The organism is Microvirga sp. GCM10011540, from assembly GCF_042650665.1.
In the GTDB taxonomy this organism is placed as follows: domain Bacteria; phylum Pseudomonadota; class Alphaproteobacteria; order Rhizobiales; family Beijerinckiaceae; genus Microvirga; species Microvirga lenta.
The window spans coordinates 39,002-63,985 of the sequence record NZ_JBHSBQ010000040.1 but is presented as its reverse complement, the minus strand read 5'-3'; the positions used below and the strand labels follow the sequence as shown (position 1 = coordinate 63,985).

The following is a 24,984-nucleotide window of genomic DNA, read 5'->3' as shown; positions in this document are numbered from 1 at the left end:
CCTGCTGGCCTGGACCCGCAACGGCGCAGGCCGGTCCCTACAGGGGCGCTCCCGCGAGATAGAGGGCGATGCCCGCAACCGAGCTGGCCGCCAGGGTCGTCATCATGCCCGCCTTGAGCCGAATGACCGCGATCACCGCCGCTCCCGAGAGCAGGAGAGCCCACGGGTTGACGCTCGCGAGCACAGGGGCGTCGAAGGAGAGCCCGAAAGCGCGCACGGGCCATGTCTCGCGGAAGACCGTGTGAATCGCGAACCAGACAGCAAGGTTCAGGACGACGCCGACCACTGCCGCGGTAATGGCGGAAAGCGCCCCGTGCAGCGCCTGGTTGCCCCGCAGGGACTCGATCCAGGGTGCACCGAGAAAGATGAACAGGAAGCACGGGACGAAGGTGACCCATGTGGCGAGAAGGCCTCCGAGCACCCCGGCCGTCAGGGGCGACAGCGCCCCGGGATCCCGGAAGGCGCCCATGAAGCCCACGAACTGCAGCACCATGATGAGGGGTCCGGGCGTCGTCTCGGCCATGCCGAGGCCGTCGAGCATCTCGCCGGGGGCGAGCCAGCCGTAATTCTCCACGGCCTGCTGCGCCACGTAGGCCAGCACCGCATAGGCGCCTCCGAAGGTGACGACGGCCATTGTCGAGAAGAACGTGGCGATTTGGCTGAACACGTTGCCGGAGCCCAAGCCCGCCATCAGAAGCGCCACCGGGACCAGCCACAGCGTCATGCAGATTGCAGAGACCCGAAGGGCCCGGGCGACGGTCGGACGGGCGTGGTCCGGCAGTTCCTCCCCGAGCAGGGTCTCGGCATCGGCGACCTCCCTGCCTCCTCTCGCCGGGCCATGTCCGTTCCTCACCTGGAAAGCGGGAACGCCAGCGCGTCCTGCGAGAAACCCGATGATGCCCGCCGTGAAGATGATCGCCGGAAACGGAACGCCGAAGAAGAAGATCGCGCAGAACCCGGCGACGGCGATCACGACCATGACGCGGTTCTTCAGAGCCTTCGATCCGATGCGGAGAACCGCCTGCAGCACGACGGCGAGGACGGCGGCCTTGAGGCCGAAGAACAGGGCCGACACGATGCCGACCTTGCCGAACAGGGCATAGACGATGCTGAGCGCCATAATCGAGACGACGCCCGGCAGGACGAAGAGGACGCCCGCCATCACGCCGCCCAGGGTTCTGTGCATCAGCCAGCCGATATAGGTCGCAAGCTGCTGCGCCTCGGGTCCCGGCAGAAGCATGCAGTAGTTCAGCGCGTGCAGAAAGCGGTGCTCGCCGATCCACCGCTTCTCCTCCACGATGATGCGATGCATCACGGCGATCTGCCCGGCCGGGCCGCCGAAGGACAGCAGAGCAACCCGGATCCAGACCTTGAGAGCCTCCCGCAGGCTCACCCCATGCGACGGGGCCGCTTCCGTCGCGCAGGTGGGAGTGGGAATGGACGCACTCATCGCGAACCCTCGAGCAGACGTCGGCTCTGCGGCTTGGTTCCCGGCCAGTTATGCGTCTCGTCGACCGCGTCACGGCACCAGCGGTAGAACGCATCGTAGAGGGTCATTCCCGCCTCGAGCTGCTCCAGGTCGTCCGCATACATGCGCGACAATCCGAGCGAGGCGGCGAGCAGGCCGGGCGCCTCAGGGGCGAGTTCGGGCCTGCCCGTATCGGCGCCCCGCACGATTGCGGCCAGTCGCAGGAGAGGCTCCGTCGCCAGGCCGAATTCCTCGACCATCGTGTCGAACGTGCAGCTCTCGCCCCGGTGGCTCCAGAACACGGTCTCGCCTTCGATGTCGAAGGGCGTCGCGGCAAAGCGCTCGGCAACTCCGGCGACGGCGGAGGGGCTGACGAACAGAAAGACGGCCTGTCGGTCGACGAAGCGACGGATGAGCCAGGGACATGCGATCCGGTCGATCTTGGGGCGCGAGCGCGTGACCCAGACGGTGCGTCCCTCGCGGTTGCGCGGAGGCAGTTTGGCTTCGGGAACCATCGGCAGCCCGGCCTGGGCCCATCCTGAGGAGCCTTCATCGAGATAGTCGGCGGGCGCGCCCGTTTGGCGAAGCCAGGCAGCCACACCCTGGCTGAGCTTGAGGCCCCTGTGGCAGATGACGATGGAGGGCCGGCCGCGATAATCGGGAGCCCAGTCCGCGACAGCAGCCCATGGCCGGCGCACGGACCCGGGGATCATGCGCGGATCGCAGGCGAAGTCTTCATCGGTGCGCACGTCGATCAGGACGGGGCAGTCCGGCCTTCCGATGAGGCGCGCAAGCTTGTCTGTTGAGATGGAGTTGACTGACGACATGGGGCGTCCCCTTGAAAAAGAGATAGGACGCGATGCTTGGGCATGTCGCCTCGTGGGGAGATCGCATTCCCCATGGTGGGAACGGTTATCCCCTCGCCCGAAGTTGTCAAGACGCAGGGCTGACCGCCTCCCGGCGAAAATTGCCGGGGTGCAAAACCCGGTCTCCCGGTCTATGTCCCCGGGAATGAGACACCGTCACCTCCTCCCGGCGCGGGTGGCCGCGAGCGCCATCTTCTTCGGCAACGGCTTCGGCATCGGCACCTGGGCCGCCCAGCTGCCCCGGATCAAGGCCGCCCTCGGCCTGTCGGATGGGGAGCTGAGCCTCGCCCTTCTGGCCTTCGCCCTGGGAGCCATCGTGCTCATGCCCACCGTCGGCTGGCTGGTGGCGCGGGCGGGCAGCCGCAACGTCACGCTGACCGCCGCCTTCGCGTTCGCAGCCTGCCTGCTCCTTCCGGGTCTCGCCCCCGGGCTGCCGCTGCTCATCGGCGCCTCCCTGCTGGCCGGAGCCTCCAACGGGGCCATGGACGTGTCCATGAACACCAACGCCACGGAGGTGGAGCGCGCCTGGGGCGAGCCGATCATGTCGTCGTTCCACGCCTTCTTCAGCCTCGGGGGACTGACCGGGGCGGCGGCCTCGGGACTGATGATCGCGGCCGGGATCGGGATCCCTTCGACCCTGACCCTGTCCTGCGCCGCCATGGGTCTGCTGTTCCTGGCCGCCTCGTTCTGGACCCTGAACGAGACGGAGCGGCATGGCGGGGGACATGCCTTCGCCCTGCCCCGCCTGGAGATCATGGGGCTGGCCATGCTGACGCTGCTCTGCCTTCTGGTGGAGGGCGCCATGGTCGACTGGACCGCGATCTACCTCCAGACCGTCGCCGGGGCGAGCCTGGAAACCGCGGTCGCCGGCTTCGCGGCCTTCTCGCTGACCATGACCATCTGCCGGTTCATGGGCGACCTCGTGGTCCGGCGCCTCGGGCGGGCCGTCACCGTCAAGCTCGGCGGTCTTCTGGCGGCGCTGGGCCTCGGGCTCGCCATGGCCCTGCCCTATCCCGTCACGGCCACCATCGGCTTCGCTCTCGTCGGCCTGGGCTTGGCGAACGCGGTGCCGGTGCTGTTCAGCACGGCGGGCGAGACCAAGGGCATCCCGCCGAGCATGGGCGTGGCGATGGTGGCCACGATGGGCTATGCGGGGCTGCTCCTCGGCCCGCCCCTCATCGGCTTCGGCGGCGACCTCATGGGACTGCGCAACACCCTCGGCGTGCTGATCCTTTTCGCCGTGGTCATCATGCTCCTCTCCCGAAGGGTTCTGCGCCCCTCTACCGTTTAGTTTGGCCAAGCGTGACCTAAATGAAACTCTGAGGCGTTGTTCATGAGGTCTTCATGAGCGTGTGGCATGAAGGCTCGAGGCCTTGGAGTTCGCAGTCATGTTGTGGGACGGGATCACCCGGCGCAGCGCCGGGTCTGGCGGTGGCGGGGGGATCGCGGAAATGAACGCTCCGATCGAGCGCGACCCGCGGACGAAGGTGAAAATCGGCCTCGCCCTCGGCGGCGGTGCGGCGCGGGGCTGGTCCCATATCGGCGTGCTGCGCGTCCTGGCCGAGGCCGGAATCGTGCCGGATGTCATCGCCGGCTGCTCCATCGGGGCGGTGGTCGGCGGCTGCTACGCCGCCGGAAAGCTCGACGAGCTCGAGGCCTTCGCCCTCTCCCTGACCAAGCGGCGGGTCATGGGGCTTCTCGACTTCCATTTCAGCGGCGCCGGCCTGATCGCGGGCGGGCGGCTGCAGCGCCTTCTCGACCAGGATCTCATGGACCGCCGGGTCGAGACGCTCCCGATCAAGTTCTGCACTATCGCGACCGAACTCACCAGCGGTCACGAAATCTGGCTCACGCGGGGGCCGCTGGTCCAGGCGATGCGCGCCTCCTATGCCCTGCCGGGCGTCTTCGACCCGGTGATGATCGGCGGGCGCTGGCTCATGGACGGCGCCCTGGTCAACCCCATCCCGATCACCGCGGCCCGCGCTCTCGGCGCCGACATCGTGATCTGCGTCAACCTGAACGGCGAGATCCGCGTCCGCGGCACGGTCATCCAGTCCTACGACGCCGACACCAGCGACGAGAAGGAGATCGAGGAGGCCCTCGAGACCGCACCGCGGCGCTGGGGCCTGTTCTCCCCCTCGCGAGACGAGAAACCGCGCAAGCCCAACGCGCCGGGCCTCGCCACGGTCATGGTCGACGCCTTCAACATCACCCAGGACCGGATCGCCCGCTCCCGGCTCGCCGGCGACCCGCCGGATATCATGGTCGCCCCCAAGCTCGCGAAGATGGGCCTGTTCGAATTCCATCGCGCTCAGGAATGCATCGCCCTGGGCCGGCAGGCCACGGAGCGCGCCCTGCCGGACATCATGGAGATCCTGCAGGAGGCCCAGAGCGTACGGAGCTAGGCGGTGGCGATATATTCCCTGATCGCCTGAGCCTCGGCCTCGACCTCCTCGACCCGCAGCTTCACCACGTCGCCGATCGAGACGATTCCCCGCAGCGACCCGCCCTCGACCACCGGGACGTGCCGGAACTTGCCCTGGGTCATGACCTCCATCACGTCGTTGATGGAGGTGTCGCCCGTGCAGGTCACCACCTTCTCGGTCATGTAGCGGGAGACGGGCTCGTCGAGAGCCGCGGCTCCTCGGGCGGCTATCGCCCTGACGATGTCGCGCTCCGAGATGATGCCGAGGAACGGCCGGTCTCCGTCGCGGACGAGAACGGCGCCGATCCGCTTCTCGGACAGCGTCCGGGCGGCCTCGCTGAGGCTCCGGTCCGGCCCGATGGCGACGACGTCGCGGCCTTTGATGGAAAGGATGCGGTTGACGATCATGTTCGCCTCCGTTGCAGGGATGCGAAGGCCGTCATGCTTCGCGTCCGCAAGGCTGAAGACGAGTTTCACGTCCCATGACGGCGGGATAGTGACCCTGCGTCAGCTCTTGATGATCCGGCTAAACCGCGGCGGTTTCAAGCCAGGATACGCCCCGGCCGCGGCGGGAGAGGATCGAGCAGGGGAAAAAGGGCCAGCCCGACCAGGAATCCGCCGAGATGCGCCTCCCACGCGATGCTCGCATCCGTGACGCCCAGCGGCTGGACGAAGGCGAAGACGTAGTTGGCCGCGAACCAGACGCCGAGGAAGATCAGGACCTGCCGGTTGCGGAACATGTCGAGAAGGCCTTCCCGGAGCCTCTCGTGCGGCTGGGTCAGGCGGCCTTCCGGCAGCCAGTCCGCCGGGGCGAACATGAACCAGGAAGCCGCCGCCATCATGCCCGAGACGGCGCCCGAGGCGCCGATCATCGGCAGGATCTGCAGGGGGTTCATGAAGGCGTACACAGCCGCCCCGCCGACGGCCGAAGCCGCCGCCAGGGTGAAGAAGCGCACTGCTCCGATGCGGCGGACGAGCGGCGTTCCGAAAGCCGCGAGCCAGACGCAGTTGATGAGGACATGGGCCCAGGATCCGTGCAGGAAGGCATAGGTCAGCCCCGTCCAGGGCCGCCCCTCGCCGTCGGCCAGCACGTATTGGGCCAGGGCCGCGAAAGGCGACAACCCGTCCTCGCTCCCGCCCGGTCCCTGGAGGGCATTCACGATCTCGTCGGCCTGGACGCTGCCGAACGCCACCGACCACCGGGCGGGAATCACGGCCCAGTCGATGATGAGGGTGAAGTCGGTCTCGTCGGACAGAAGCAGCCGGAGGGCGTGGATCCCCACCAGGGCCGCGACGCTGAGGGCGACGACGGTCGGGAGATTGAAGATCGGCTCGCGAGCCGGGCGGTCGGTGTGAGGCGGCATGGACAAGTTCTACGATCCGATTGCGCGGCAGACCACAATCGGCCACGTTCCAGGGTGACGGGATGACCTAGCGTTGATTCTCGACAGGGGTCGAGTCGCGCCGGTTTCGAACGGCTTTCGAAGGGTTTGGCCCGGCCGGATTAAAGAACGCCCGGAGCCATCAATCTTCGTAAATTTTTCGTTAACGTTAATGGAACTAGACGGGCCCGCGACGCGTTAACTCACCTTTTACTTTTCACTTGAGCCCCGCCCGTAACCGTGTCAGCTTGGTTAAAAGAACATTACCGGCTGGTGGGGCATGCAGCAGGATTATTTCGCAAACAAAGGTTTTAACGGTCGTAAGGCAAAGGCTTCCTTAACGGCCAAGTTCGTCAAAACGGCATTTATCGGCCTGTCCATGATGTTTCTGGGCTCGGCCGCCCAGGCACAGACCGTGGCGGCCCTCCCCGTGGCGAGCAATCCGATCATGAATCTGGGATCCGCCAAGCCGATCCTCGGCTGGGTGAAATTCTGCGACAGCTTTCCGTCGGAATGCGCCGTGAATGTGTCGGAGCCGGACATCATCCAGCTGACGCCGCAGATCTGGAGGACGATCGTTTCCGTGAACCAGCGCGTGAATTCCGGCATCAAGGCCATCACGGACGCGGATCACTGGGGTGTCGTCGATGCGTGGGGCTTCCCCGACGACGGCCAGGGCGATTGCGAGGATTTCCAGCTTCTCAAGCGCCGCATCCTGGTCGAGAGCGGGCTGCCGCGCCGCGCCATGCGCATGACAGTCGTCATCGACGAACTCGGCGAGGGCCACGCCGTCCTGATGATTCGCACCAACCAGGGCGACTACGTTCTCGACAACAAGACCTCGGCGGTTCTTCCCTGGTACCGGACCGGCTACGCCTACGTGAAGCGCGAGAGCGAGAACGCGGTGGGCTGGGTTTCGCTGGGCGGCATCACCACCTCGCCGACCACCACGGCGAATCGCTGAGACTTCAGTGGCTCAGAAAAGAAAGGAGCCGCCTCCACGTCGGTGGAAGCGGCCCTGACGACCGGAAAACGGCGGCGGGTCAATCGATCCGCCGCATTCCTTTTGCGTAGCGCTTCCAATTCTCCACATAGTGACGGGCCGACCAGCGCAGCCGCTCGATGGCGGCCTCGTCGAGCACCCGGATGGCCTTCGCCGGAGCACCGACGATGAGGGAATTGTCAGGGAATTCCTTGCCTTCCGTCACCAGCGCATTGGCACCGACGAGGCTGTTGGCGCCGATCCGCGCGTGGTTGAGGACGGTCGCCCCCATCCCGATCAGGGAGTTCTCGCCGATGGTGCAGCCGTGCAGGATCGCATGGTGGCCGATGGTGCAGCCCGCCCCCACGGTCAGGGGCGCCCCCTCGTCCGTGTGAAGGAGGGAGCCTTCCTGGATGTTGGTCGCCTCGCCGATATCGATCAGCTCGTTGTCGCCGCGAAGCACGGACCCGAACCAGATCCCCACGTCCCGTCCAAGCCGGACCCGCCCGATCACGTGGGCGTCCGGCGCAATCCAGAACCGGTCCGGCTCGGGCAGAATCGGGGAGACATCGTCGAGGCTGTAGATCGGCATCGCTTGCTGGATTCCTGGAGCTGACGGGACGAATCGCCCCCGAAACGACGGCAGCAGGATCCGGTGAGGATTCTGCTGCGGCAGGCTGATCAGTCTTCCAGATCCGTGTCGAGGATCGCCATGGTGAAGTTGTAGGAGCGATCCCCGTCCTCGTCGTCGACGAACAGGACGCCCACGAACTCCTCGCCGATATAGACCTCTGCCGAATCGGTCTTCTTCGGGCGACCGACCACGCGAATCGAGTGGTTTGCAAAAGTCTGGCGCATGTACCGCTCGACCTTCGCCATCTCCGATTTATCCACCACGAACCCTTTCTTCGTTTTCAAGGATGCTGCACTTGCCACGCCGGGCCAACGTGAGCAAGCGCCGTTAGATCCCCTCGGACAGGAAGTGATCCATGGAGCGGAACGGCTCCGGGCACCCGGCGGAGCCGACGACCTTGGCCGGAACGCCGGCGACCGTGGCATTGTGGGGCACGGGCTTGAGCACCACCGAGCCGGCGGCGATGCGGGCGCAGTGGCCGATCTCGATATTGCCGAGGATCTTCGCTCCGGCCCCGATCAGCACCCCGTGACGGATCTTGGGATGGCGGTCTCCCCGCTCCTTCCCGGTGCCGCCGAGCGTCACGTCCTGGAGCATGGAGACGTTGTCCTCGATGACCGCCGTCGAGCCGACCACCAGGCCGGTGGCATGGTCGAGGAAGATTCCGCGGCCGATTCGAGCGGCCGGGTGAATGTCGGTCTGGAACACCTCGGACGAGCGGCTCTGCAGGTAGAGCGCGAAATCCTGCCGGTCGTGGCGCCACAGCCAATGGGCCAGCCGGTGAGTCTGAATCGCGTGGAAACCCTTGAAGTAGAGCACGGGCTCGACGACCCGGTTCGTGGCCGGATCGCGGTCGAGGACGGCGCTGATATCCGCCCGGAAAGCCGCTCCGATGGCCGGGTCGCGCTCGACCGCCTCCAGGAAGGTCTGCTCGACGATGTCGGCGGCGACGGCGGGATGACCCAGGCGGCAGGCGACCCGATGGATCACGGCGGCTTCGAGGCTCGGCTGCTGGAGAATGGCGCCGTGGATGAAGCTTGCCAGGGCAGGCTCGTCGTGCAGGATGATCTCCGCCTCCTGCCGCAGCCGATCCCATAGAGGATCCACGGTTCCAGCGACCAGCTCCGGTGCTCCAGGCTTCACTTTGGTCTGCGCCATGACGGTCTCCCTGCCGGCCCGAGGCCGAATGAACATGGATGAGATAAGAAGTCCCCGCCCTTTACCCTAGATCACACGCCCCATGAGTGTCTTTTTTTCGTCGCCCACGCCCAAGCTCGCGGTTTCCCTGGACGATTCCGTCGCGACGGTCGCCGTCGACAACCCCGCCAAGCACAACGCCTTCGACCTCGAGATGTGGAAGGCCCTGCCGCCGATCTTCAGCGCGCTCGACCAGGACGAGCGGGTCCGGGCGGTCATCCTGCGCGGCGCGGGGGCACACGCCTTCGCGTCCGGCGCGGATATCGGGGAGTTCGCCACCTTAAGGGCCGACGCCGAAGGCGGGCGCCTCTACGAGGCCGAGAACGAGGCCGCCTTCTGGGCCGTGGCGCGATGCTCGAAACCCGTCATCGCCATGATCCGCAGCTTCTGCCTGGGAGGCGGCTTCGGCCTCGCCCTCTCCTGCGACCTGCGCATCGCGGCGGACAATGCGGTCTTCGGCATTCCGGTCGCGCGGCTCGGCATCGCATACCCGCCGGGCGCCATGAGGATCGTCACCGCGGCCGTCGGAGCCCCGGCCGCGCGGGACCTGTTCTATACCGCGCGCCGGATCGGCGCCGCCGAGGCCGAGCGTCTGGGCGTCGTCCAACGGGTCGTGCCGGATGCGGATCTCGAAACCGCCACCCTGTCCCTGGTTCGGCAGATCGCGGAGAACGCACCGCTGACCATCAGGGCCGCGAAGGCGGCGATCGACCGCTCCGTGGGCATCGCCGCGCCGGACACGGATCCGGTGGCGCTCGCCGATCTCTGTTTCGACAGCGCGGATGCGGCGGAAGGCCGGAACGCCTTTCTGGAGAAGCGCGCGCCCGTGTTCAAGGGGCGGTGACGGACCGCAGGCGAAGCATTGCGGAGAGACGAGAACGATCTTTTCGCGTGCTTCGAAATACTCATCCTGAGCTCACGCCCTGTCATGGAGTACAGTTTCCACTGTTTCACAGGGAAGGCGACTTTTGCATTGTCGCTTACCGTACTGACAACTCGACTCCCACGCCGGCGATCCTCGGATCGTCTCGGGAACGACCGCTCCGGACGACCATTAGTCCCCATATGGAAACGGTCTGCGCGCGGTTACCGCCGTGCCGATCGAATCGAGCATAGGAGGAGAGAATGCGTCTTCTGACGAGCGTTGCTGTACTTGCCCTTCTGGCAGGACCGGCCGTGGCTCAGGTCTCGAATCCCGTCGCTACCGCCGCCGATCCGGCCGGCTTCCGGGATATCGATGTGATCGAGCTCGAGGATACCGAGGTGGTGAGCATCGAAGGCGAGGAACTCGGCGAGATCGAGGATGTGGTTCGCGGTCCGAACGGGAACCTCTTCGCCGTGATGGAATTCGGCGGCTTCCTCGACATCGGCGAGGAGAAGCGGATGGTCGATCTGAGCCGCATGTACTGGCGTGACAATGCCCTCATCCTGCCCGGCGTCACCGAGGCCGAGCTGGAGGCCTTGCCGGAATGGCAGGACGGCATGGCCGGCTACACGGCGCTGGACGACGATTACGAGGCCCGGGTCTCCCTGTACGAGGACGAGCCGGTCGCCACGGGCGCCATCGGGAATGAGCCCGCCATCGGCGAGGTGAACGAGTAAGTCGTCTCTGCCCCACTCCCGGGAAGGGCCGCGCCGAAGCGGCCCTTTTCCTTTGCCCTAGGCATCCCGGCGATAGACGAAGTAGCGCCCCTGCGCCACGCCGATCTCGGAAGAGATGTCGGTGCAGCTCGGCAGGTCGAAGGCCCTGTCGCCGAGGAGAAGCCCTCCCGGCTGCAGCAGCGCTTCGAGGAGCGGAGACAGGCGCCTCGCGACCTCGCGGTTTCGCGTCTCGTCGCCGGTCCCGATATCGATATGGATCAACGCGGCCACCCCCTCCCCGATGCGCTGCGTGAACGACGGCAGCGTCTCGAACACGTCGCCGACGATGAGCTTTTCTTCCGGAGGCATGCAGTCGGGATGGGCGGCGGGCGAACGCTCGAAAACGTAGATCTTGCGCCCCGGAAGCCGGGAGCGCAGGTGATCGTAGGTCCTGCCGTTGCCGAGGCCGACCTCCAGAACCAGCCCTGCGGGAGCAATCTCCCGGCTGGCCCAGTCCAGCAGATCGCGTTGTGCCGTCAATCTCCTGATGGCGCTGTCGAGACGGGTCATACGATTCTCCTGAAGCAACCTGATCCGGACGGGTGAAGAGCCAAATCAACGGGTTGGCGCCCGGTCTTGAAACGGCGCATCGGGACTGGCCCGTTCCCCTGCGGCCTGATCCCGGACGGCAGGGCCGGGCCGCAAGCGCTTCCGCCGCCTCGCCTTTTCGTCACGGCGCACTCACGGCCGGCGGGACAGGAACTCCAACACGCCCTGCTTGTGCGTTCGGTCGCCGACGGCAAGATTGTGGTCCCGCCCGGGAATGTCGAGGGCGGTCGCATTCGGCATCAGCTTCACGAGTTCATGGCCGGAACCGGCAACATCGTCCTTCGTGCCGATGGAAACCAGCGTCGGGAGCGTGATCGAGGCGACCTGATCCTCGGTGAGCGACTGCCGGGTTCCGCGGATGCAGGCGGCGAGGGCCTTGAGATCGCTCCTCGTCTGCTCGGCGAAGGCGCGGAACATGCGCTGCATCGGATCCGTCAGGTCGTCGAGGGACGGCACCTCCATCGCATCGGCGATGCCGAGGGGCAGGCCGACGCCGTCAACCAGATGAATGCCCAATCCGCCCAGGAGCGCGGAGCGCATCCGCTCGGGCGTGGCAAGGGCCATGTGGGCGGTGATCCGCGCGCCCATGGAATAGCCCATCACGTCGGCCTTCTCGATCCCGAGATGGTCGAGAAGGCGCCGGGCATCCTCCGCCATGACGAAGGAGTTGTACGCGGCGGGATCGTAGATTTTCTCGCTCTCCCCGTGCCCCCTGTTGTCGAAGGCGACGACGCGGTATCCGGCCTTGGTCAGCGTCTTCACCCAGAGGGTGTTGACCCAGTTCACCGCGTGGTTCGACGCGAAGCCGTGGATGAGGAGGATCGGGTCGCCATGACCCTCGTCCGGCATGACATCGATATAGGCGATGCTGACGCCGTTGGAGTTGAAGAAGCGCATTGGACCGGAATGGATGGAAAACGGAGGGTTGGAGTTCGGCGCACCCTAAGCCACCCTTGGGTCCGGAAGCAATCGCAACCGGCCGGACGCCCTGCCGGGGATCCCGGCCCATGTCCTTGTTTTGCCGACGAATCCCCGCCGAAGCGGCGCTGCATCGCGCGAATTAGCTCTAGGCGCATGGCGCATCGGACATTATGGTGCGCGCAAATTCCATAGCTCGCGAGCGACGACCATGGCCGACAAAGGCACTCCGCATTTCCACAATCAGCCGGGCGTTCCCGTCATTCATGTGGGCTCGAAGGAGTTCATGTGCATCGGCGCCCTGCCCCCGTTCGATCATCCGCATGTCTTCATCGACATGGGCTATGACAGCGAGACCATCTGCTCCTATTGCTCGACCCTGTTCAAGTACGATGCTTCGCTGAAGGCCGACGAGGCCCGCCCGGCGGGATGCGTCTGGGAGCCGGACTTCGCCACCGATCCCGCCTCGCGCTGAGGTGTCGGGACTTTCGATTGCCGTCGTCGGCGCCGGAATCGGCGGTCTGACTGCGGCCTTGGTGCTCGCCCGTCAAGGCCATGCCGTCACCCTGATCGAGCGGCGGCCCGGCTTCAGCGAGGTCGGCGCGGGCCTCCAGCTCTCTCCCAATGCCAGCCGCGTCCTGGTCGCTCTCGGCCTCGGCCCCGCCCTGCGGCGGGTCGTGACGGAGCCGCAGCGCGTGGTGGTGCGCGACGTCAAAAGCGGCCGCGAGATCGGTCAGGTCGCCCTCGGTCCCTTCATGCGCGAGCGCTTCGGCGCCCCTTACTGGGTGGCGCACCGGGCCGACCTGCAGACGATCCTTCTCGACGCGGTGCGTTCGCTGCCGTCCATCCGCCTGGTCATGGGCCGCATGGTCGAGGATGTGGGCGAGGACGCGGGCCGACCCACCCTCACGACGGTGACGGCCAAGGGCGCCCGCGAGACCGGCGCCTTCGACCTCGTGGTCGGAGCCGACGGCATCTGGTCGAAGGTGCGCCGCGCGCTCGGAGACGGCAAATCCCCCACCTTCCGCGGCTACGTCGCCTGGCGTACGACCCTCGAACGGGCCAAGGCGCCCGCCGCGCTGGCCGGCGATGAGACCGGCCTCTGGCTCGGTCCGCGCAGCCACGTGGTACACTACCCCATCGCAGGCGGAAAGCTGATCAACGTGGTGGCGATCCAAAGGACCGCCGACCCTGTCGAGGGTTGGGCCGATCCCGGCGACGGCCGGGACCTGCTGGCCGACTACGTCTCGGCGGCCCCTGCCCTGCGGCAACTCCTGGCGCAGCCCGATCAGTGGCTGCGCTGGTCGCTCTTCGACCATCCGGTGCAGCGCCTCGCGGCAGGACGCATCGCCCTCCTGGGCGATGCCGGCCACCCGGTTCTGCCCTTCCTCGCGCAGGGCGCCGCGCTCGCCATCGAGGACGCGGCCGCCCTCGCGGCCCGCCTGGACCAGACGCCCGAATCGCCGCCGCAGGCCCTGGCCCGCTACGAGGCGGATCGTCTGGAGCGCGCGCAGCGGGTCCAGAAGGCCGCCCGGCAGAACGGGCGCGTCTATCATGCGCGCGGTCCGATTGCGTTCGGGCGCAACCTCGTCATGCGCCGGCTCGGCCCGCAGGGAATGACCGAGCGCTATTCCTGGCTCTACGGCTACCGGCCCCCGGCCTGATCCCCCGTCAGGCTTGCGCTTCGCGCCCCGGCCCGGTAACCGTCCTCGTGAAGCGGACGTGGCGAAATTGGTAGACGCAAGGGACTTAAAATCCCTCGGGCTTTGCCCGTACGGGTTCGACCCCCGTCGTCCGCACCATTCACGATGGATCTTTCTTGCAGGCTTTCTTACGCTGCAAGGCTCTCCCTTGATGGTTCGTCCTTCGCGGCGGATGGAAGCCCGAACCTCCAACGGCTCGGCCGCCGAACGATTCCTGGCGGGCTGCGGTCCTACGAGAGCAGGAAGGCCGAGGCCAGGACTGTCGCCGCATAGGCCGACACGATCAGGAACGGCGCCAGAACGAACGCCGACACCAGCAGGGCAAGCGAGAGTTTGAGGGTCCGCATCATCAAGGCTCCTTTGCATTTGAGGCCCGAGCCTAAGGGGCAAGGTCTTAACCTTAAGCAAACCTTGGCTGCAAAGGTGTTACAGTTCGGGCGGCGGACGCTCCGCCCTGCCCGCAATTCCTCATAGAGGCCATGATCCTGGGGTGACCTGAGACCAGACGGCTTTCGAGAGGACCCTGACCGTGGTCATTGACTTCGAACTCCTTCTCCTGCTGCCCCTTGCGGTTCTTACCGGAGCCTTCGGGCTTCGCTTCATGTGGACCCGCCACAGGTTCCCGACGCCTCGAAGGGTCATGCCTACGGCGCTTGATCCGGTCACAGGCACCGGGGACCGGCCTTCGGTCTATGACTCGGGCGGCGCGTTCATCCCCATGCCGAACCATCTGAAGACGAACCATGAGATGGTCGCATGGATGACCGACGAGCTTCCGCGGCTCACCGCTGAACGGTCCAATCCTCGCCCTTGAGGTTCGTCCGAACCTTCGGAACCACCGCCCCTGGGTCCGGTTGTTCCATGCGGCCAACCAGGGAAACGGGTAGGTGCCATGATGCCCAAGGACCGGAGCGACGGCTCTGAAAGCCGAACAGGCCAAACCAAGCACGGGCCCGGCAGCAATCCACCCGACCGCGCCCTTCCCCAAAAGAGCGAGGGACCCAATCCGCCGGGTGGTAACGAGCAGCCCAAGAACGACCGTCGCAAACGGGGCGATATCGGCAAGCGCCGAGCCCATGTGCCTCCAGGTCAATGAGGCTCGCGCGAGGGCAGGCATCCTGGGCGATTGCCAGCCAGCGGCCAGCCCGGACAACCTGTTGCGGCCTCACCGGCCTTGAAACCGCTTGCTAGCCCAGCGGAGCCTCGAACCGGCAGACGACGCCGGTCGGGGCGAAGTCGATATCGGCACTTCCATCGAGATCATGGGCGAGGCTTCGCTCGATCAGGCGGGTGCCGAAGCCGCGGGTGAGCGGCGGGCTGACAGGCGGGCCGCCCCTCTCCTCCCACTGGAGCTGGAGACGTGGCGCCCCCGATGCTTCGGTCACGGACCAGGTCAGGTGCACCTCGCCCTCCGCGCTGGAAAGAGCGCCGTATTTCGTCGCGTTCGTCGCGAGTTCCTGGAGGGCCATGGCGATGGCGAGGGCCATGCCCGGCATCAGCCTGACCTCGGGGCCGCCGCAGTGAAAGCGGCCCTCATAGGCGCCGAAGGGCTCGATGGCGTCGGCCACGATGTCATGAAGACCTGCGCCTTGCCAATGTTCGCGGGTGAGCACGTCGTGAGCGCGTGCGAGCGCCTTCAGGCGTTGCTCGACGGCGATCTGGGCATCGTCCTTGGACGGAGAGCTGCGCAAGGTCTGGGACACGATGGCCTGCACGGTCGCCAGGGTGTTCTTCACACGATGGTTCAGCTCGTTCGTCAGCAGCCGCTGACGCTCCTCGCCGCGCTTGCGCTCCGTAATGTCCACCGCGATCAGCACGGCGCCCACCATCTCGCCGTTCCGCATCACGGGCGCGTTGGAACAGGCCACATGGATCGGCGTGCCATCGCGGTGGAAGAACACGTCCTCGTGCTTCTCCAGCCGCCTTTGGGCCTGGAACACCTGTCCGAGAGGACATTCCATCATGGGAAAGGGCCGCCCGTCGGGATAGTGGTGGTGCACGACGTCGTGAAGAATTTTGCCGACGAGTTCCTCTCTCGACCAGCCGAAGGTGCGTTCCGCGGCCGGATTGGCGAAAACCGTACGCCCTTCCACGTCCATCACGAAGATGGAATCGGCGGCATTCTCGACAGTAAGCTGTGCGAGATCGACCGGTCGGGAATTCCCATCAATTCCCAAGGGCAGCAGGATTGTCATGGCCGCCCATCAGTCACAGCAAAACAGCGCTTTGTCCAGGGCACCGGAGGTGTTGCGGCCGCGATCATCCTTCGATCGTTCCTGGAAGCCGCCCTGCGCATGGCAGCCCTACGCTTCACTCGGCGTCTTGGCCCCTTGCCGGCGGGCGAACGGCACCGTCAGGAGCGCCCGCCCCTTCCCGTCGACGATCTCGAAGGACATCCTGTCGAGGGGTTCGGGATCGCCGTCGCTCCAATCCTGCAGCAGCTCCTGGATGACCCGCGACGCCTCCGCCTGCGCGGCATGGACGTCGCTCAGCTCCATTCCCTCGGGGTCCTCCTCGCATTTGAACCCGCGCCAGAGACGGAAATAGTAACGGGGCATCTATCTACCTTTTAGCTTCTTGATCTGGAGGGAGCCGCAGCGAACGCCCTCCGCAGCGATGCCGCCGGGGCATCGGGACCGGCTCTCACGTCCAGGGCCACAGATGGCGGCCACTCGCGGATTGTGAGGGATCTAGCGCCCGATCATCGCATTCGCGGTCGTGAGGACGGTGTCGGGATAGAAGGGCTTGGCGATGAAGTTCGCGCCTTCGGGAAGGTCGCCCTGTTGCGGACTGGCACGCCCCGACACGATGATGATGCCGATGTTCGGACGCTCCTCGGCGACGCGCCGGGCGAGCGCGAAGCCGTTGATCGAGCCCGGCATCTCCACGTCGCTGATGACCAGATCCACATCGTCCCGGCGGTTGAGCGCGAGCAGCGCCTCGTCCGCGCTGGTGGCCTCGATCACCTCGAAACCGTCGTCCATCAGCGTATCGACGAGAACCATGCGGACCAGCATCTCGTCCTCGACGATGAGTGCGACGGGGTGCTGACGGCCTGCAGAAGCCTGGGAGTCCAGAGGTGCAACCGGATTCATGGGCATTGACGGGGATCGGTGAGACAGGGAGTGTCGTCTTACTCGTTCAGATGTGAACCATCTACCTCGGCACGGGCTCCTTATTGTCGCAGCGGCGGCCCTGTGGGCCAAGGATGGCCCGGATTTCGCTCCGGCCGAGCGGCTCGCGCATCCTGCGTGCCCTAGTGGAGCGGCGTATTGAGATCGAACGAATAAAGGAGGGTTCCCTGCGGGCAGACGATGTCGAGCCGCCAGCCGCGCCATTCCTCGGATGCTCCCACCAGCTCCTGGCGCAGCTCCCGGATGGCCTTCATCGCTTCGAACTTCGCCGTCTCGAGATCGGGAACCTCAATGCCGGTGTCGTCCAGGATAGCGTCGAAATCGCTTACAAGGTGAAAGAAGCACCGCATCTGGAACCCACAACACAGACAGCCTCGACTCGTTGCTAGCCATCCCCCTTCGGCAAGTAAAGGCGCATAAGATTAAAGCTTGGTAATGCCCGGGACGTTATTCCTTGAAAGCGTCCTCTCCCTGAAGCGGCACCAGCCCGTCGATGGAGACCCAGCCCACATCGGGGCGCTGGCACGGCACGAGATAGGCACGCCCGTCCTCGATCTTCTCCACGCGGCAGGGGATGGCTCTCTTCTCCGATGGCGGCCGGTAGACGACGATGGCCCCGACCCGGAGCCGGTCCCCCGGATCTTCGTCCGCACCCAAGGCCGCAGGTCCCGCGGCCGGGCCCTGCGACGGCACGGCCTCTGCCTTGCTGGCCCGGATCCGCTCCAAGGCGGCGATGGCGACCCGTGCCCGATCCTTGTAGCGCTCGCTCACAACCCTCAGGAGTGGGCCAGGGGTGCGGCCCGGATACCAGGACACGCCGCCGATCTTCGCGAGCTCCTCGGCAACGGCTTCAACTTCTTCTTCCGTCATTGTCCCCCCTGACAAGTCCACGCAACCAAGATGAAACTTTAATACCAAAGCCTGATAGAAACGTTAAAACAGCCAAGCTCAGTCGCGAAATAAACGAAAGAGGTAGCCCAATCACATTCCCGTTATGCAAAAGGGATTATTGCGCTGCAACGTAGGAGGACAAGGTTCTCAGGAAACAAACCACTTTCCGGCAGGCGCCATTTCATCTCCTATATTATAAAATTACCTATTCGTCCATAGGTCGGATACCTCTCCCCCACGCGACCCGCTCCTCCCGACAAGCACCATCTCCGGCGATCAGACGGAGATCGATGCCACAACCCGGCAGCCGGGATTTCCCGCCTCGCGAGCAATGGTGCCGCCGACCTGCTGGACCAGCAGCCGGACAAGGCGGGAACCGAGCCCTTCCTTGACCTCTAGGGGGCACCCGACGCCGTTATCCTCCACCACGAGCATGATGGTGCCGGGTTCGCTTCGGCGGAAGGTGACGATGACCACCCCATCCTGACTGTCCGGGAAAGCATACTTGAAGGCGTTCGTGACGAGCTCGTTCACGATGAGGCCGATCGGCACGGCGGTTTCGGTGCTCAGCTCGATGGGATCGGCCTCGACCCTCACGGCCACGGGCCTGACATCGCGCAGGCTGTCGCCGAGATCCCGGCAGAGATCGCCGAGATAGGACCGCATGTCCACCATGGATCTGTCCCCGCTCGGCTGAAGCTGGGAATGGGCATTGGCGATGACCCTGACGCGGGTGACGGCGGCGTCGAAGATCCGCTTGACCTCGGGATCCTCGACGGTCCGGGCCTGGAGGGCCAGCACGGAGGCGATGATCTGCAGGTTGTTCTTCGTCCGGTGCGCCAGCTCCTGGAACAGGAGGTCCTTCTCGCGCTCGGCCCTCTGTGCCCGTTCGAGCGCCCGGCGCAAGGCTTCGCTGAGCACGGCGATGCCGCAGCTGATGAGCACGTAGAGAACGAGGGGAGGAACCTGCTCGACCGGGGGAACGAGGGTGTAGCGCGGCTCGATGAAGAAGTAGACCGCCAGGACCGTGGTGAGGAAGGTCGCCAGGAAGCCGGAGCCGCGGTCGAACAGGATCGACGAAAGAAAGACGGCCGGGAAGAAGATCAGGAACGGATATCCGCCGCCCAACGGGAGGCCGAGGCGGATCAGGAAGAAGACGAGGACGATGACCGTGGTCAGTCCGTACCGCATCAGCGTCGATGGAGGACTGGACGGCAAAATACGGAGGAGGTTTTCCATCACTCGATCCGTGGGAGGCGAGGTGGAAAAACAGGAACGCATCCGCTCCAGACGCTACCCCGACGCTTCCGAGCGGTGCCGATTTCAAGGCAGGTCCGTGGTCACCCGAGCCCTCGGCGGGCTGCCGTGAGACGGGGGACACCGCCCCTTCCGAGACGGTGACCTGTCGCCGTGAGGATCTCTACCGGAACCAGGCTCCTGCCTGCTTGTCCGGACCGTTACCTCAATCCGAGGAACGAAAGGATCGCAAGGACGACGACAATGGCTCCGATAATCCAGATGATGTTGTTCATGACGATAGTCTCCAACAGTGAACACCTGAGCCCAACGGCTAGGGTCGGGGTTCGTTCCTTCGCCGGTACGGCTAAGTTGAGGCTCCGCCTTTCGAGCCAAGTCTATCCCTCAAATGATGACGAGCGCTTCTTGCGATTACTTGCCCCGGCGATGCCAACGTCGGAGCTGCTGTCCCAAGGCTTATGGGCGGACCGGAAAAACCCGCATCACCAAGGTGTTGTCGCGGCGGGAGGAGCCCACGGCAACAGCTCCCAAGGAACAGGACCCGGGACATTCCCCTGCAGCCACCCATCTCAGAACTTGGCGGAGGCCAAGAAGACCCATGAAGATCCAAGCAAAACAACAATTGTTAATTCTCTGCCGGTAGAACAGGGAAAACACTAATTGCTGCGGGGCTCCAGTGTTACGCCAGGTTTATTCGACCACCCGTCCCGGGTGGCGTTCTCCCACAAGGATTCTACTGCCGGTCGGCCTCGTCACGCTGGTTGCAATCGTTCTGGCCGCCTTCTCCCTGTTCTGGGCCGTGCGCCAGAGCAACGACGTTTCCGTCGAGCGGCAGATCCGCACGACGGAGCGCAGCATTCAGGCCGTCGTCAGCGAGCTGGCGCAACAGCAGGAGATGGTGGCGGTCTGGGACGATGCGGTGGAGAAGCTTCGCGAACCCCAGCTCGATTTCGACTGGCTGGATGCCAATATGGGCATCTGGCTGCATCGCACCTTCGGCCAGGATCAGGTCTATATCCTGAACGAGCGGAATGAGCCGGTCGACGCGATGATCGGCGGGGAGCGCGTTCCCGTCAGCGAGTTCGGTCTCATTCGCCCCAGCCTGAACAGCTTTATCCGCGACATTCGCCAGACCGCGGATGAGCATGGAGGGCACGGTCACGAGCGAGCGGGCAGCTCCTATCTCACGACGGGCAAAGCGGTCCACGACGCTCACGTGATTCAGCTGCTCGGGCGCCCCGCCGCCGTGAGCGTGATGAAGATCGTGAGAGAATCGGATGACATTCCGCAGGAACCCGGCACCGAGCCTCTCCTCGTCAGCGTCCGCTTTCTCGACGACACGTTTCCCAAGCAGCTGGCCGAACGCAACCTGATCGAGGGCCTGCACTTTTCGTCCTCCAACCTGCCCCGGCCCGGCGAGGTCTCCGTTCCGCTCAAATCCGACTACGGCGATACCATCGGGTACTTCATCTGGAAGCCGGAATTGCCCGGCTCGAAGATCCTGAAGGTGATCGGGCCCAGCACCGCGCTCGTCTGCGCCCTCATGATCGTCGTGATGGGCTGGCTCGTCCGCTCGCTGCGTTCCTCCATGGCGCGGCTGGAATCCACGGTGGTCGAGCTTCGCGCGAGCGAGGCCCATGCCCAGCACCTCGCCTTCCACGATGTGCTGACCGGGCTGCCCAACCGGGCCCTGTTCGACGATCGCCTCGACCGGGCCCTGTCCCGCAGCGCCGGCGGCGAGAAATCCGCTCTCCTGATGCTCGATCTCGACCGCTTCAAGAACGTCAACGACACCCTCGGGCATCAGGCCGGCGACAACCTCATTCGCGAGCTCGCCGGCAGGTTGTCCGGTTTGGTCCGCACCCACGACACGGTGGCCCGCCTCGGCGGCGACGAGTTCGCCATCCTCCTGTTCGACATCGGCGGCAGAACCGATGTCGAGGTCCTGTGCTCACGCATCTTCGATGCGGTCCATCAGCCCTTCGACCTGCTCGGCAGCCAGGCCTTCGTGGGCGTCAGCATCGGAATCGTCATGATGCCGGACGAGGGCGTCGACCGCATCGACCTGCTCCGGAAAGCCGACATCGCGCTTTATCATGCCAAGAACGACGGGCGGGGCTGCCATCGCTATTTCGAACTCTGCATGGACGAGGACGTGAAGCGGCGTGCCACGATCGAGGAGGAACTGCGCGAGGCGCTGGAGACCGGCGATTCCCTGAAGGTCCATTATCAGCCCCAGGTGGCTGCCGCCGGCCGGCCGGTGATCGGTCTCGAGGCGCTGATCCGGTGGCAGCATCCGACGCGAGGGCTGATCGCGCCGGATCAGTTCCTGCCCATCGCGGAGGATACGGGGCTGATCGTCCCTCTGGGGGACATGGTGCTGCGGCACGTCTGCGCGACCTCCAAGCGCTGGCCCAACCTGTTCATCGCCATCAACCTGTCCCCTGCCCAGTTCCGCTCCAACGGACTTGCGGAGCGCATCGTGAAGATCGTGCGCGAGTGCGGGGCCGACCCGCGGAAGATCGAGCTGGAAGTGACCGAAAACGTGCTGCTGGGGGACAAGCTGACCCGCGATGCGCTCCGGAAGCTGCGCAGCTCCGGCTTCCGGATCGCGCTCGACGATTTCGGAAGCGGGCATTCGAGCCTGAGCTATCTGCGCCGCTACGAGGTCGACAAGATCAAGATCGACCGTTCCTTCGTGCAGCATCTGGGCCACACCGCCGACGCGGACTCGGCCGCCATCATCAAGGCCATTACGACCCTCGGCCAGACGATCGGCCTGACCGTGACGGCCGAGGGCGTGGAGACGGAGGACCAGAGGCGGTTCCTGGAAACCACGGGATGCATGGAGCTGCAGGGCCACCTGTTCGCCAAGGCCCTGCCGGAGGACAGGATCGCGGGCCTGATGGCGAGCGACATGCGCGCCCGTCCATCCGCGAGGACGTGACGCCGGATGAAGCGGCCGTCAAAGGCAACAGGGAGAGGCCGGAGGCCCGCCCTGCGCCGCTGACCCGATCTATCTTTCTGCCTACGAAAGCCTGCTGCCGGCCTGCGCGGCCCGCTCGGCCTCCATGAGAACCTCCAGGGCCCTCCAGGGCTTCGGCATGAAGCGGACATCGCGGGGCATGTCCTCGGACGTGTCCGCCAGAGGCTGCCCGGAGGTGAGAACCGTCCTGACCCAGGGCCATTTCAGGCGCACCGTGCGCGCCAGGTCCACGCCGTTCATCAGGCAAGGAAGGCGGACATCGGCGAACAGGAATGCGACGTCTTCCGCATGGTGGCGCAGATAATCCAGGGCCTCCTCGGCGCTGGACGCTTCGGTGACCTGAAGATCGGTCTCCTCGAGAAGGGCGGCCGCCAGTTCGCGAACCTCGACGTCGTCCTCGACGATCAACGCAACGCGTGCGGGTTTGATACTACGTCCCATTCCGCAACTCTCCTCTTTCCGGTGGGGGATTGCTGGACCGGTCGCAGCGCTGCAGCACTTCGAGAAGGCGCTCGGGAACCGGTTCGTTGAGAAGATCGTCATACATGGCGCGCAGGCGCGACCCGATCATGCCGGAAAGCACCGGGTCGGTGATGTCGAGAACTGCAATGCGCTCGCTGTCCGGCTCTGAGCCGTTATGGCTTCTGACAGTCATCGGAAGGTCCCAGTCGCGAGACCTCAAACGGCCCACGTCGTTACAAATGTGTCGTTATTGAACGGGACCCCAGGAGCTGAGTTTCAGCTTGGCCGCAGATAAATTGGTTTTTCATGTGGGAGTTGCCGGAACTTTCAGTTAAACTCCAGCTTGTCGGCAACGGGGTTTTCACGGACTTTCAGCGGTGTTCAAGGAGCAGCAACTTCGTCAGGAACTTCGAAACCTGGAGCAGCGCATGTCGCTCCTGGACCGTCAGTTGGCCGATGCCATGCACCGCATCCAGCACAGCAAGTCAGCCGACCTCGTCGAGCAGGCGGCACAGGACGAGAAGGCCTATCTCGCGCAGCTCGACCGGCTGATGACGCGGATGAGGGCCATCGAAGGACAGCTGCTTCAGATGGACAAGCAGGCGACCCGGCACTGAACGCCTTCCCTCGCAGGCGGAAATCCCGGACCGGAACGTCAGAACACGGGATCGGGAACCGCCTCGTCGCAGACCTGCATATCCGTGACGACCATATTCCCGTACGGATCGACGCCCCGCCGCGCCACGCCCCGGCACTCCTCGCTTCCGAAGCCCCTGTCCGTGTCCGCATAGACACGGCGCTCGTAGACCCGCTCGGCTTCGTAGCCGGGGCCGAACTGATACTCGCCATAGGACACATCGGCGGTGGCGGTACACCCGCCGAGGGCGCCGGCTGTCAGGACAAGAGCGATGGGAACGACGCGAACGCAACGAGACATCATGAAGTTCTTCTCCTCGATCCGGACGGACCGCCCTGCCGGGCTCCTGGAAAATCGGTCCCGGCGATTGAACGGCCCGTGAACGGCTGAAATGAGGCCGTCTCCCCTGATCGTCAGGTGCGATTTGGCACCTCGCGAACGGCTCGGCGGGTCCAATCTCCCCCCATTCTTTTAGTGATCCTGTCTGGAGGAACGAACAATGAGTCCTCTTCGCTTTCATCGCGTTCCGGATATTTCGGAGAGCACCGACCTGAACCGGTGCCGTTTTCCCTTCATCCCCGCCCTGATCGGCACTCTGGCCGCCATGAACGTCGCATCCGTGGTCCTGACGCTGATCGAGTGACGCGTTTCCCTGTTCGGCGCCGCAGCCGCCGGAGGCCGGGTTTCGAGCCCGGCCCCGACGGCTCGGCTCGTCCTAGTCCCAGCTCAGCGCGCCGCCGTTCTGGTATTCGATCACCCGGGTCTCGAAGAAGTTCTTCTCCTTCTTGAGGTCCATCGCCTCGGACATCCACGGGAACGGGTTCTCCGTTTCCGGGAAGACGGGCGCGAGCCCGAGCTGCGCGCAGCGGCGGTTGGCGATGAAGTGCATGTACTGCTCGCACGAGGCCGCGTTGAGTCCCAGGAAGCCGCGGGGCATGGTGTCCCGCCCGTAGGCCGCCTCGAGCTCGGCCGCCTCGCGCAGCATGGTGCGCACCTCCTCCTGGAAGGCGCTCGTCCAGACATGCGGGTTCTCCGCCTTGATCTGGTTGATCACGTCGATGCCGAAGTTGAGGTGGATGGATTCGTCGCGCAGGATGTACTGGTACTGCTCGGCGATGCCGACCATCTTGTTGCGCCGGCCGAGCGACAGGATCTGCGCAAAGCCCGTGTAGAACCACATTCCCTCGAACACCACGTAGAAGGCGATGAGATCGCGCACGAAGGCGCGGTCGGCCTCCGGCGTGCCGGTCTGGAACGACGGATCCGCGAGGCTCTGCGTGTAGTTGAGCGCCCAGGCCGCCTTGTCGGTGATCGAAGGCACCTCCCGGTACATGTTGAAGAGCTCGCCTTCGTCGAGGCCGAGGCTTTCCACGATGTACTGGAAGGTGTGCGTGTGCACCGCCTCCTCGAAGGCCTGCCGCAGCAGGTATTGCCGGCATTCCGGATTCGTGAGGTGGCGGTAGATCGCCAGCACGATGTTGTTGGCGACGAGGGATTCGGACGCCGCGAAGAAGCCGAGATTGCGCTTCACCGCCCGCCGCTCGTCCTCGGTGAGCCCGTCCCGCGACTTCCACAGGGCGATATCCGCCTGCATGGACACCTCGGTCGGCATCCAGTGATTGTTGCAGCCGGCGAGATATTTCTCCCACGCCCAGCGATACTTGAAGGGCAGGAGCTGGTTCACGTCGGCGCGGCAGTTGATCATCGCCTTGTCGTCGACGCTCACGCGCCCGCCGCCGCGGTCGATTTCTCCGAGGCCGGTGGCATCGGCGGGCGTGAGGTTCCGGCCGGTCAGGATCGGTGAGGTGCGGCCGGAGGTGGGTTCGGACCAATCGAGCATTGTTGTCGTCCT

The 24,984-nt window shown here is 65.3% G+C and carries 30 protein-coding genes and 1 tRNA gene; 12 read left to right on the top strand and 19 right to left on the bottom strand.

Annotated features, from left to right (window positions below; translation table 11 throughout):
- Nucleotides 1-37: 37 nt before the first annotated feature.
- Both chrA and ACFOYU_RS14190 read right to left on the bottom strand, forming a co-directional pair.
- Nucleotides 38-1,450: a chromate efflux transporter gene (gene chrA, locus ACFOYU_RS14195; RefSeq protein ID WP_226741672.1), complete on the bottom strand. Its 1,413-nt coding sequence runs from the start codon at nucleotides 1,448-1,450 to the stop codon at nucleotides 38-40.
- The gene (locus tag ACFOYU_RS14190; RefSeq protein WP_377034090.1) at nucleotides 1,447-2,295 is read right to left on the bottom strand and encodes a chromate resistance protein ChrB domain-containing protein; all 849 of its coding nucleotides are present in this window, start codon (nucleotides 2,293-2,295) and stop codon (nucleotides 1,447-1,449) included. The genes chrA and ACFOYU_RS14190 overlap by 4 nt, the downstream gene beginning before the upstream one ends.
- Before the next feature lie 184 nt (nucleotides 2,296-2,479).
- Here ACFOYU_RS14190 and ACFOYU_RS14185 point away from each other — a divergent pair, with 184 nt between their 5' ends.
- Nucleotides 2,480-3,625 (top strand): MFS transporter, encoded by a 1,146-nt coding sequence (locus tag ACFOYU_RS14185; RefSeq protein ID WP_226741670.1) that lies wholly within the window; start codon nucleotides 2,480-2,482, stop codon nucleotides 3,623-3,625.
- A 97-nt stretch (nucleotides 3,626-3,722) separates the two neighbouring features.
- Nucleotides 3,723-4,739, top strand: coding sequence for a patatin-like phospholipase family protein (locus ACFOYU_RS14180; protein ID WP_226741669.1), 1,017 nt, complete (start codon nucleotides 3,723-3,725; stop codon nucleotides 4,737-4,739).
- Here ACFOYU_RS14180 and ACFOYU_RS14175 read toward each other — a convergent pair.
- Both ACFOYU_RS14175 and ACFOYU_RS14170 read right to left on the bottom strand, forming a co-directional pair.
- On the bottom strand, nucleotides 4,736-5,167 hold the full coding sequence (locus tag ACFOYU_RS14175) for a CBS domain-containing protein (protein WP_226741668.1): 432 nt from the start codon (nucleotides 5,165-5,167) through the stop codon (nucleotides 4,736-4,738). The two genes, ACFOYU_RS14180 and ACFOYU_RS14175, sit on opposite strands and share 4 nt — an antisense overlap.
- A 134-nt stretch (nucleotides 5,168-5,301) precedes the next feature.
- On the bottom strand, nucleotides 5,302-6,123 hold the full coding sequence (locus ACFOYU_RS14170; protein ID WP_226741667.1) for a rhomboid family intramembrane serine protease: 822 nt from the start codon (nucleotides 6,121-6,123) through the stop codon (nucleotides 5,302-5,304).
- A 397-nt stretch (nucleotides 6,124-6,520) separates the two neighbouring features.
- On the opposite strand from ACFOYU_RS14170, the gene ACFOYU_RS14165 reads away from it, so the two are divergent.
- Nucleotides 6,521-7,105 (top strand): transglutaminase-like cysteine peptidase, encoded by a 585-nt coding sequence (locus tag ACFOYU_RS14165; protein ID WP_226741666.1) that lies wholly within the window; start codon nucleotides 6,521-6,523, stop codon nucleotides 7,103-7,105.
- Nucleotides 7,106-7,184: 79 nt separating this feature from the next.
- On the opposite strand, the gene ACFOYU_RS14160 is transcribed toward ACFOYU_RS14165, so the two are convergent.
- The 3 genes from ACFOYU_RS14160 to cysE form a co-directional block, all read right to left on the bottom strand.
- Nucleotides 7,185-7,715: a gamma carbonic anhydrase family protein gene (locus tag ACFOYU_RS14160; protein ID WP_226741665.1), complete on the bottom strand. Its 531-nt coding sequence runs from the start codon at nucleotides 7,713-7,715 to the stop codon at nucleotides 7,185-7,187.
- A gap of 89 nt (nucleotides 7,716-7,804) precedes the next feature.
- Nucleotides 7,805-8,002 carry a DUF3126 family protein gene (locus ACFOYU_RS14155; protein ID WP_264196570.1) on the bottom strand — a complete coding sequence of 66 codons (198 nt, stop codon included), beginning with the start codon at nucleotides 8,000-8,002 and terminating at the stop codon, nucleotides 7,805-7,807.
- 82 nt (nucleotides 8,003-8,084) lie between these two features.
- Nucleotides 8,085-8,915 (bottom strand): serine O-acetyltransferase, encoded by an 831-nt coding sequence (gene cysE / locus ACFOYU_RS14150; protein ID WP_377034089.1) that lies wholly within the window; start codon nucleotides 8,913-8,915, stop codon nucleotides 8,085-8,087.
- A gap of 82 nt (nucleotides 8,916-8,997) precedes the next feature.
- Here cysE and ACFOYU_RS14145 point away from each other — a divergent pair, with 82 nt between their 5' ends.
- A complete protein-coding gene (locus ACFOYU_RS14145; RefSeq protein ID WP_377034088.1) occupies nucleotides 8,998-9,798 on the top strand; it encodes an enoyl-CoA hydratase in 801 nt (266 codons plus the stop codon).
- Nucleotides 9,799-10,079: 281 nt separating this feature from the next.
- Entirely contained in the window at nucleotides 10,080-10,556 is a 477-nt protein-coding gene (locus ACFOYU_RS14140; protein WP_377034087.1) for a PRC-barrel domain-containing protein, read from the top strand.
- A 57-nt stretch (nucleotides 10,557-10,613) separates the two neighbouring features.
- Here the strand turns inward: ACFOYU_RS14140 and ACFOYU_RS14135 are convergent, their stop codons facing one another.
- Both ACFOYU_RS14135 and ACFOYU_RS14130 read right to left on the bottom strand, forming a co-directional pair.
- Nucleotides 10,614-11,105 carry a class I SAM-dependent methyltransferase gene (locus ACFOYU_RS14135; RefSeq protein ID WP_377034086.1) on the bottom strand — a complete coding sequence of 164 codons (492 nt, stop codon included), beginning with the start codon at nucleotides 11,103-11,105 and terminating at the stop codon, nucleotides 10,614-10,616.
- Nucleotides 11,106-11,276: 171 nt separating this feature from the next.
- Entirely contained in the window at nucleotides 11,277-12,041 is a 765-nt protein-coding gene (locus tag ACFOYU_RS14130; RefSeq protein WP_377034085.1) for an alpha/beta fold hydrolase, read from the bottom strand.
- A 232-nt stretch (nucleotides 12,042-12,273) separates the two neighbouring features.
- Between ACFOYU_RS14130 and ACFOYU_RS14125 the strand changes: the two genes are divergently transcribed.
- The 4 genes from ACFOYU_RS14125 to ACFOYU_RS14110 all read left to right on the top strand — a co-directional run bounded on the left by ACFOYU_RS14125 (nucleotide 12,274) and on the right by ACFOYU_RS14110 (nucleotide 14,579).
- Nucleotides 12,274-12,537, top strand: coding sequence for a zinc-finger domain-containing protein (locus ACFOYU_RS14125; RefSeq protein WP_377034084.1), 264 nt, complete (start codon nucleotides 12,274-12,276; stop codon nucleotides 12,535-12,537).
- Nucleotide 12,538: 1 nt separating this feature from the next.
- The gene (locus tag ACFOYU_RS14120; RefSeq protein WP_377034083.1) at nucleotides 12,539-13,726 is read left to right on the top strand and encodes an FAD-dependent oxidoreductase; all 1,188 of its coding nucleotides are present in this window, start codon (nucleotides 12,539-12,541) and stop codon (nucleotides 13,724-13,726) included.
- A 52-nt stretch (nucleotides 13,727-13,778) separates the two neighbouring features.
- Nucleotides 13,779-13,864, top strand: a tRNA-Leu gene (locus tag ACFOYU_RS14115).
- 430 nt (nucleotides 13,865-14,294) lie between these two features.
- Nucleotides 14,295-14,579, top strand: a complete 285-nt coding sequence (locus ACFOYU_RS14110) for a hypothetical protein (protein WP_377034082.1) — start codon at nucleotides 14,295-14,297, stop codon at nucleotides 14,577-14,579.
- Nucleotides 14,580-14,952: 373 nt separating this feature from the next.
- Here ACFOYU_RS14110 and ACFOYU_RS14105 read toward each other — a convergent pair whose 3' ends face one another.
- From ACFOYU_RS14105 to ACFOYU_RS14080, 6 genes are all read right to left on the bottom strand, one after another.
- Nucleotides 14,953-15,960, bottom strand: a complete 1,008-nt coding sequence (locus ACFOYU_RS14105) for a sensor histidine kinase (protein WP_377034081.1) — start codon at nucleotides 15,958-15,960, stop codon at nucleotides 14,953-14,955.
- 108 nt (nucleotides 15,961-16,068) lie between these two features.
- Nucleotides 16,069-16,323 (bottom strand): DUF6894 family protein, encoded by a 255-nt coding sequence (locus ACFOYU_RS14100; RefSeq protein ID WP_377034080.1) that lies wholly within the window; start codon nucleotides 16,321-16,323, stop codon nucleotides 16,069-16,071.
- Nucleotides 16,324-16,455: 132 nt separating this feature from the next.
- Complete coding sequence (locus tag ACFOYU_RS14095) at nucleotides 16,456-16,866, bottom strand: response regulator transcription factor (RefSeq protein ID WP_377034079.1); 411 nt, start codon at nucleotides 16,864-16,866, stop codon at nucleotides 16,456-16,458.
- Nucleotides 16,867-17,021: 155 nt separating this feature from the next.
- Complete coding sequence (locus tag ACFOYU_RS14090; protein WP_377034078.1) at nucleotides 17,022-17,249, bottom strand: DUF6894 family protein; 228 nt, start codon at nucleotides 17,247-17,249, stop codon at nucleotides 17,022-17,024.
- A 97-nt stretch (nucleotides 17,250-17,346) separates the two neighbouring features.
- Entirely contained in the window at nucleotides 17,347-17,769 is a 423-nt protein-coding gene (locus ACFOYU_RS14085; protein ID WP_377034077.1) for a hypothetical protein, read from the bottom strand.
- 297 nt (nucleotides 17,770-18,066) lie between these two features.
- Nucleotides 18,067-19,029 carry a sensor histidine kinase gene (locus tag ACFOYU_RS14080; RefSeq protein ID WP_377034076.1) on the bottom strand — a complete coding sequence of 321 codons (963 nt, stop codon included), beginning with the start codon at nucleotides 19,027-19,029 and terminating at the stop codon, nucleotides 18,067-18,069.
- Nucleotides 19,030-19,723: 694 nt separating this feature from the next.
- Between ACFOYU_RS14080 and ACFOYU_RS14075 the strand changes: the two genes are divergently transcribed.
- Nucleotides 19,724-21,994, top strand: a complete 2,271-nt coding sequence (locus tag ACFOYU_RS14075; protein ID WP_377034075.1) for a putative bifunctional diguanylate cyclase/phosphodiesterase — start codon at nucleotides 19,724-19,726, stop codon at nucleotides 21,992-21,994.
- A gap of 81 nt (nucleotides 21,995-22,075) precedes the next feature.
- Here the strand turns inward: ACFOYU_RS14075 and ACFOYU_RS14070 are convergent, their stop codons facing one another.
- Both ACFOYU_RS14070 and ACFOYU_RS14065 read right to left on the bottom strand, forming a co-directional pair.
- Entirely contained in the window at nucleotides 22,076-22,474 is a 399-nt protein-coding gene (locus ACFOYU_RS14070) for a response regulator (RefSeq protein WP_226741650.1), read from the bottom strand.
- A complete protein-coding gene (locus ACFOYU_RS14065; protein WP_226741649.1) occupies nucleotides 22,464-22,688 on the bottom strand; it encodes a NepR family anti-sigma factor in 225 nt (74 codons plus the stop codon). The genes ACFOYU_RS14070 and ACFOYU_RS14065 overlap by 11 nt, the downstream gene beginning before the upstream one ends.
- A 235-nt stretch (nucleotides 22,689-22,923) precedes the next feature.
- Between ACFOYU_RS14065 and ACFOYU_RS14060 the strand changes: the two genes are divergently transcribed.
- Nucleotides 22,924-23,112 (top strand): hypothetical protein, encoded by a 189-nt coding sequence (locus ACFOYU_RS14060; RefSeq protein WP_226741648.1) that lies wholly within the window; start codon nucleotides 22,924-22,926, stop codon nucleotides 23,110-23,112.
- Nucleotides 23,113-23,150: 38 nt separating this feature from the next.
- Here the strand turns inward: ACFOYU_RS14060 and ACFOYU_RS14055 are convergent, their stop codons facing one another.
- A complete protein-coding gene (locus tag ACFOYU_RS14055) occupies nucleotides 23,151-23,435 on the bottom strand; it encodes a hypothetical protein (protein WP_377034074.1) in 285 nt (94 codons plus the stop codon).
- Nucleotides 23,436-23,631: 196 nt separating this feature from the next.
- Between ACFOYU_RS14055 and ACFOYU_RS14050 the strand changes: the two genes are divergently transcribed.
- Nucleotides 23,632-23,775, top strand: a complete 144-nt coding sequence (locus ACFOYU_RS14050) for a hypothetical protein (protein WP_226741646.1) — start codon at nucleotides 23,632-23,634, stop codon at nucleotides 23,773-23,775.
- Between the two features lie 72 nt (nucleotides 23,776-23,847).
- On the opposite strand, the gene ACFOYU_RS14045 is transcribed toward ACFOYU_RS14050, so the two are convergent.
- A complete protein-coding gene (locus ACFOYU_RS14045) occupies nucleotides 23,848-24,972 on the bottom strand; it encodes a ribonucleotide-diphosphate reductase subunit beta (RefSeq protein WP_226741645.1) in 1,125 nt (374 codons plus the stop codon).
- Nucleotides 24,973-24,984 lie beyond the last annotated feature (12 nt).

What these genes read in the sequence shown, in the direction of transcription:
- cysE (WP_377034089.1), bottom strand. Translation starts at nt 8,915, where the DNA reads ATGGCGCAGACCAAAGTGAAGCCTGGAGCACCGGAGCTGGTCGCTGGA.
- ACFOYU_RS14105 (WP_377034081.1), bottom strand. Translation starts at nt 15,960, where the DNA reads ATGACAATCCTGCTGCCCTTGGGAATTGATGGGAATTCCCGACCGGTC.
- ACFOYU_RS14095 (WP_377034079.1), bottom strand. Translation starts at nt 16,866, where the DNA reads ATGCCCATGAATCCGGTTGCACCTCTGGACTCCCAGGCTTCTGCAGGC.
- ACFOYU_RS14085 (WP_377034077.1), bottom strand. Translation starts at nt 17,769, where the DNA reads ATGACGGAAGAAGAAGTTGAAGCCGTTGCCGAGGAGCTCGCGAAGATC.
- ACFOYU_RS14140 (WP_377034087.1), top strand. Translation starts at nt 10,080, where the DNA reads ATGCGTCTTCTGACGAGCGTTGCTGTACTTGCCCTTCTGGCAGGACCG.
- ACFOYU_RS14045 (WP_226741645.1), bottom strand. Translation starts at nt 24,972, where the DNA reads ATGCTCGATTGGTCCGAACCCACCTCCGGCCGCACCTCACCGATCCTG.
- ACFOYU_RS14090 (WP_377034078.1), bottom strand. Translation starts at nt 17,249, where the DNA reads ATGCGGTGCTTCTTTCACCTTGTAAGCGATTTCGACGCTATCCTGGAC.
- ACFOYU_RS14070 (WP_226741650.1), bottom strand. Translation starts at nt 22,474, where the DNA reads ATGGGACGTAGTATCAAACCCGCACGCGTTGCGTTGATCGTCGAGGAC.
- ACFOYU_RS14050 (WP_226741646.1), top strand. Translation starts at nt 23,632, where the DNA reads ATGAGTCCTCTTCGCTTTCATCGCGTTCCGGATATTTCGGAGAGCACC.
- ACFOYU_RS14175 (WP_226741668.1), bottom strand. Translation starts at nt 5,167, where the DNA reads ATGATCGTCAACCGCATCCTTTCCATCAAAGGCCGCGACGTCGTCGCC.
- ACFOYU_RS14145 (WP_377034088.1), top strand. Translation starts at nt 8,998, where the DNA reads ATGAGTGTCTTTTTTTCGTCGCCCACGCCCAAGCTCGCGGTTTCCCTG.
- ACFOYU_RS14190 (WP_377034090.1), bottom strand. Translation starts at nt 2,295, where the DNA reads ATGTCGTCAGTCAACTCCATCTCAACAGACAAGCTTGCGCGCCTCATC.
- ACFOYU_RS14185 (WP_226741670.1), top strand. Translation starts at nt 2,480, where the DNA reads ATGAGACACCGTCACCTCCTCCCGGCGCGGGTGGCCGCGAGCGCCATC.
- ACFOYU_RS14180 (WP_226741669.1), top strand. Translation starts at nt 3,723, where the DNA reads ATGTTGTGGGACGGGATCACCCGGCGCAGCGCCGGGTCTGGCGGTGGC.
- ACFOYU_RS14170 (WP_226741667.1), bottom strand. Translation starts at nt 6,123, where the DNA reads ATGCCGCCTCACACCGACCGCCCGGCTCGCGAGCCGATCTTCAATCTC.
- ACFOYU_RS14155 (WP_264196570.1), bottom strand. Translation starts at nt 8,002, where the DNA reads ATGGCGAAGGTCGAGCGGTACATGCGCCAGACTTTTGCAAACCACTCG.
- chrA (WP_226741672.1), bottom strand. Translation starts at nt 1,450, where the DNA reads ATGAGTGCGTCCATTCCCACTCCCACCTGCGCGACGGAAGCGGCCCCG.
- ACFOYU_RS14165 (WP_226741666.1), top strand. Translation starts at nt 6,521, where the DNA reads ATGATGTTTCTGGGCTCGGCCGCCCAGGCACAGACCGTGGCGGCCCTC.
- ACFOYU_RS14135 (WP_377034086.1), bottom strand. Translation starts at nt 11,105, where the DNA reads ATGACCCGTCTCGACAGCGCCATCAGGAGATTGACGGCACAACGCGAT.
- ACFOYU_RS14125 (WP_377034084.1), top strand. Translation starts at nt 12,274, where the DNA reads ATGGCCGACAAAGGCACTCCGCATTTCCACAATCAGCCGGGCGTTCCC.
- ACFOYU_RS14065 (WP_226741649.1), bottom strand. Translation starts at nt 22,688, where the DNA reads ATGACTGTCAGAAGCCATAACGGCTCAGAGCCGGACAGCGAGCGCATT.
- ACFOYU_RS14160 (WP_226741665.1), bottom strand. Translation starts at nt 7,715, where the DNA reads ATGCCGATCTACAGCCTCGACGATGTCTCCCCGATTCTGCCCGAGCCG.
- ACFOYU_RS14060 (WP_226741648.1), top strand. Translation starts at nt 22,924, where the DNA reads ATGTCGCTCCTGGACCGTCAGTTGGCCGATGCCATGCACCGCATCCAG.
- ACFOYU_RS14100 (WP_377034080.1), bottom strand. Translation starts at nt 16,323, where the DNA reads ATGCCCCGTTACTATTTCCGTCTCTGGCGCGGGTTCAAATGCGAGGAG.
- ACFOYU_RS14080 (WP_377034076.1), bottom strand. Translation starts at nt 19,029, where the DNA reads ATGGAAAACCTCCTCCGTATTTTGCCGTCCAGTCCTCCATCGACGCTG.
- ACFOYU_RS14130 (WP_377034085.1), bottom strand. Translation starts at nt 12,041, where the DNA reads ATGCGCTTCTTCAACTCCAACGGCGTCAGCATCGCCTATATCGATGTC.
- ACFOYU_RS14055 (WP_377034074.1), bottom strand. Translation starts at nt 23,435, where the DNA reads ATGATGTCTCGTTGCGTTCGCGTCGTTCCCATCGCTCTTGTCCTGACA.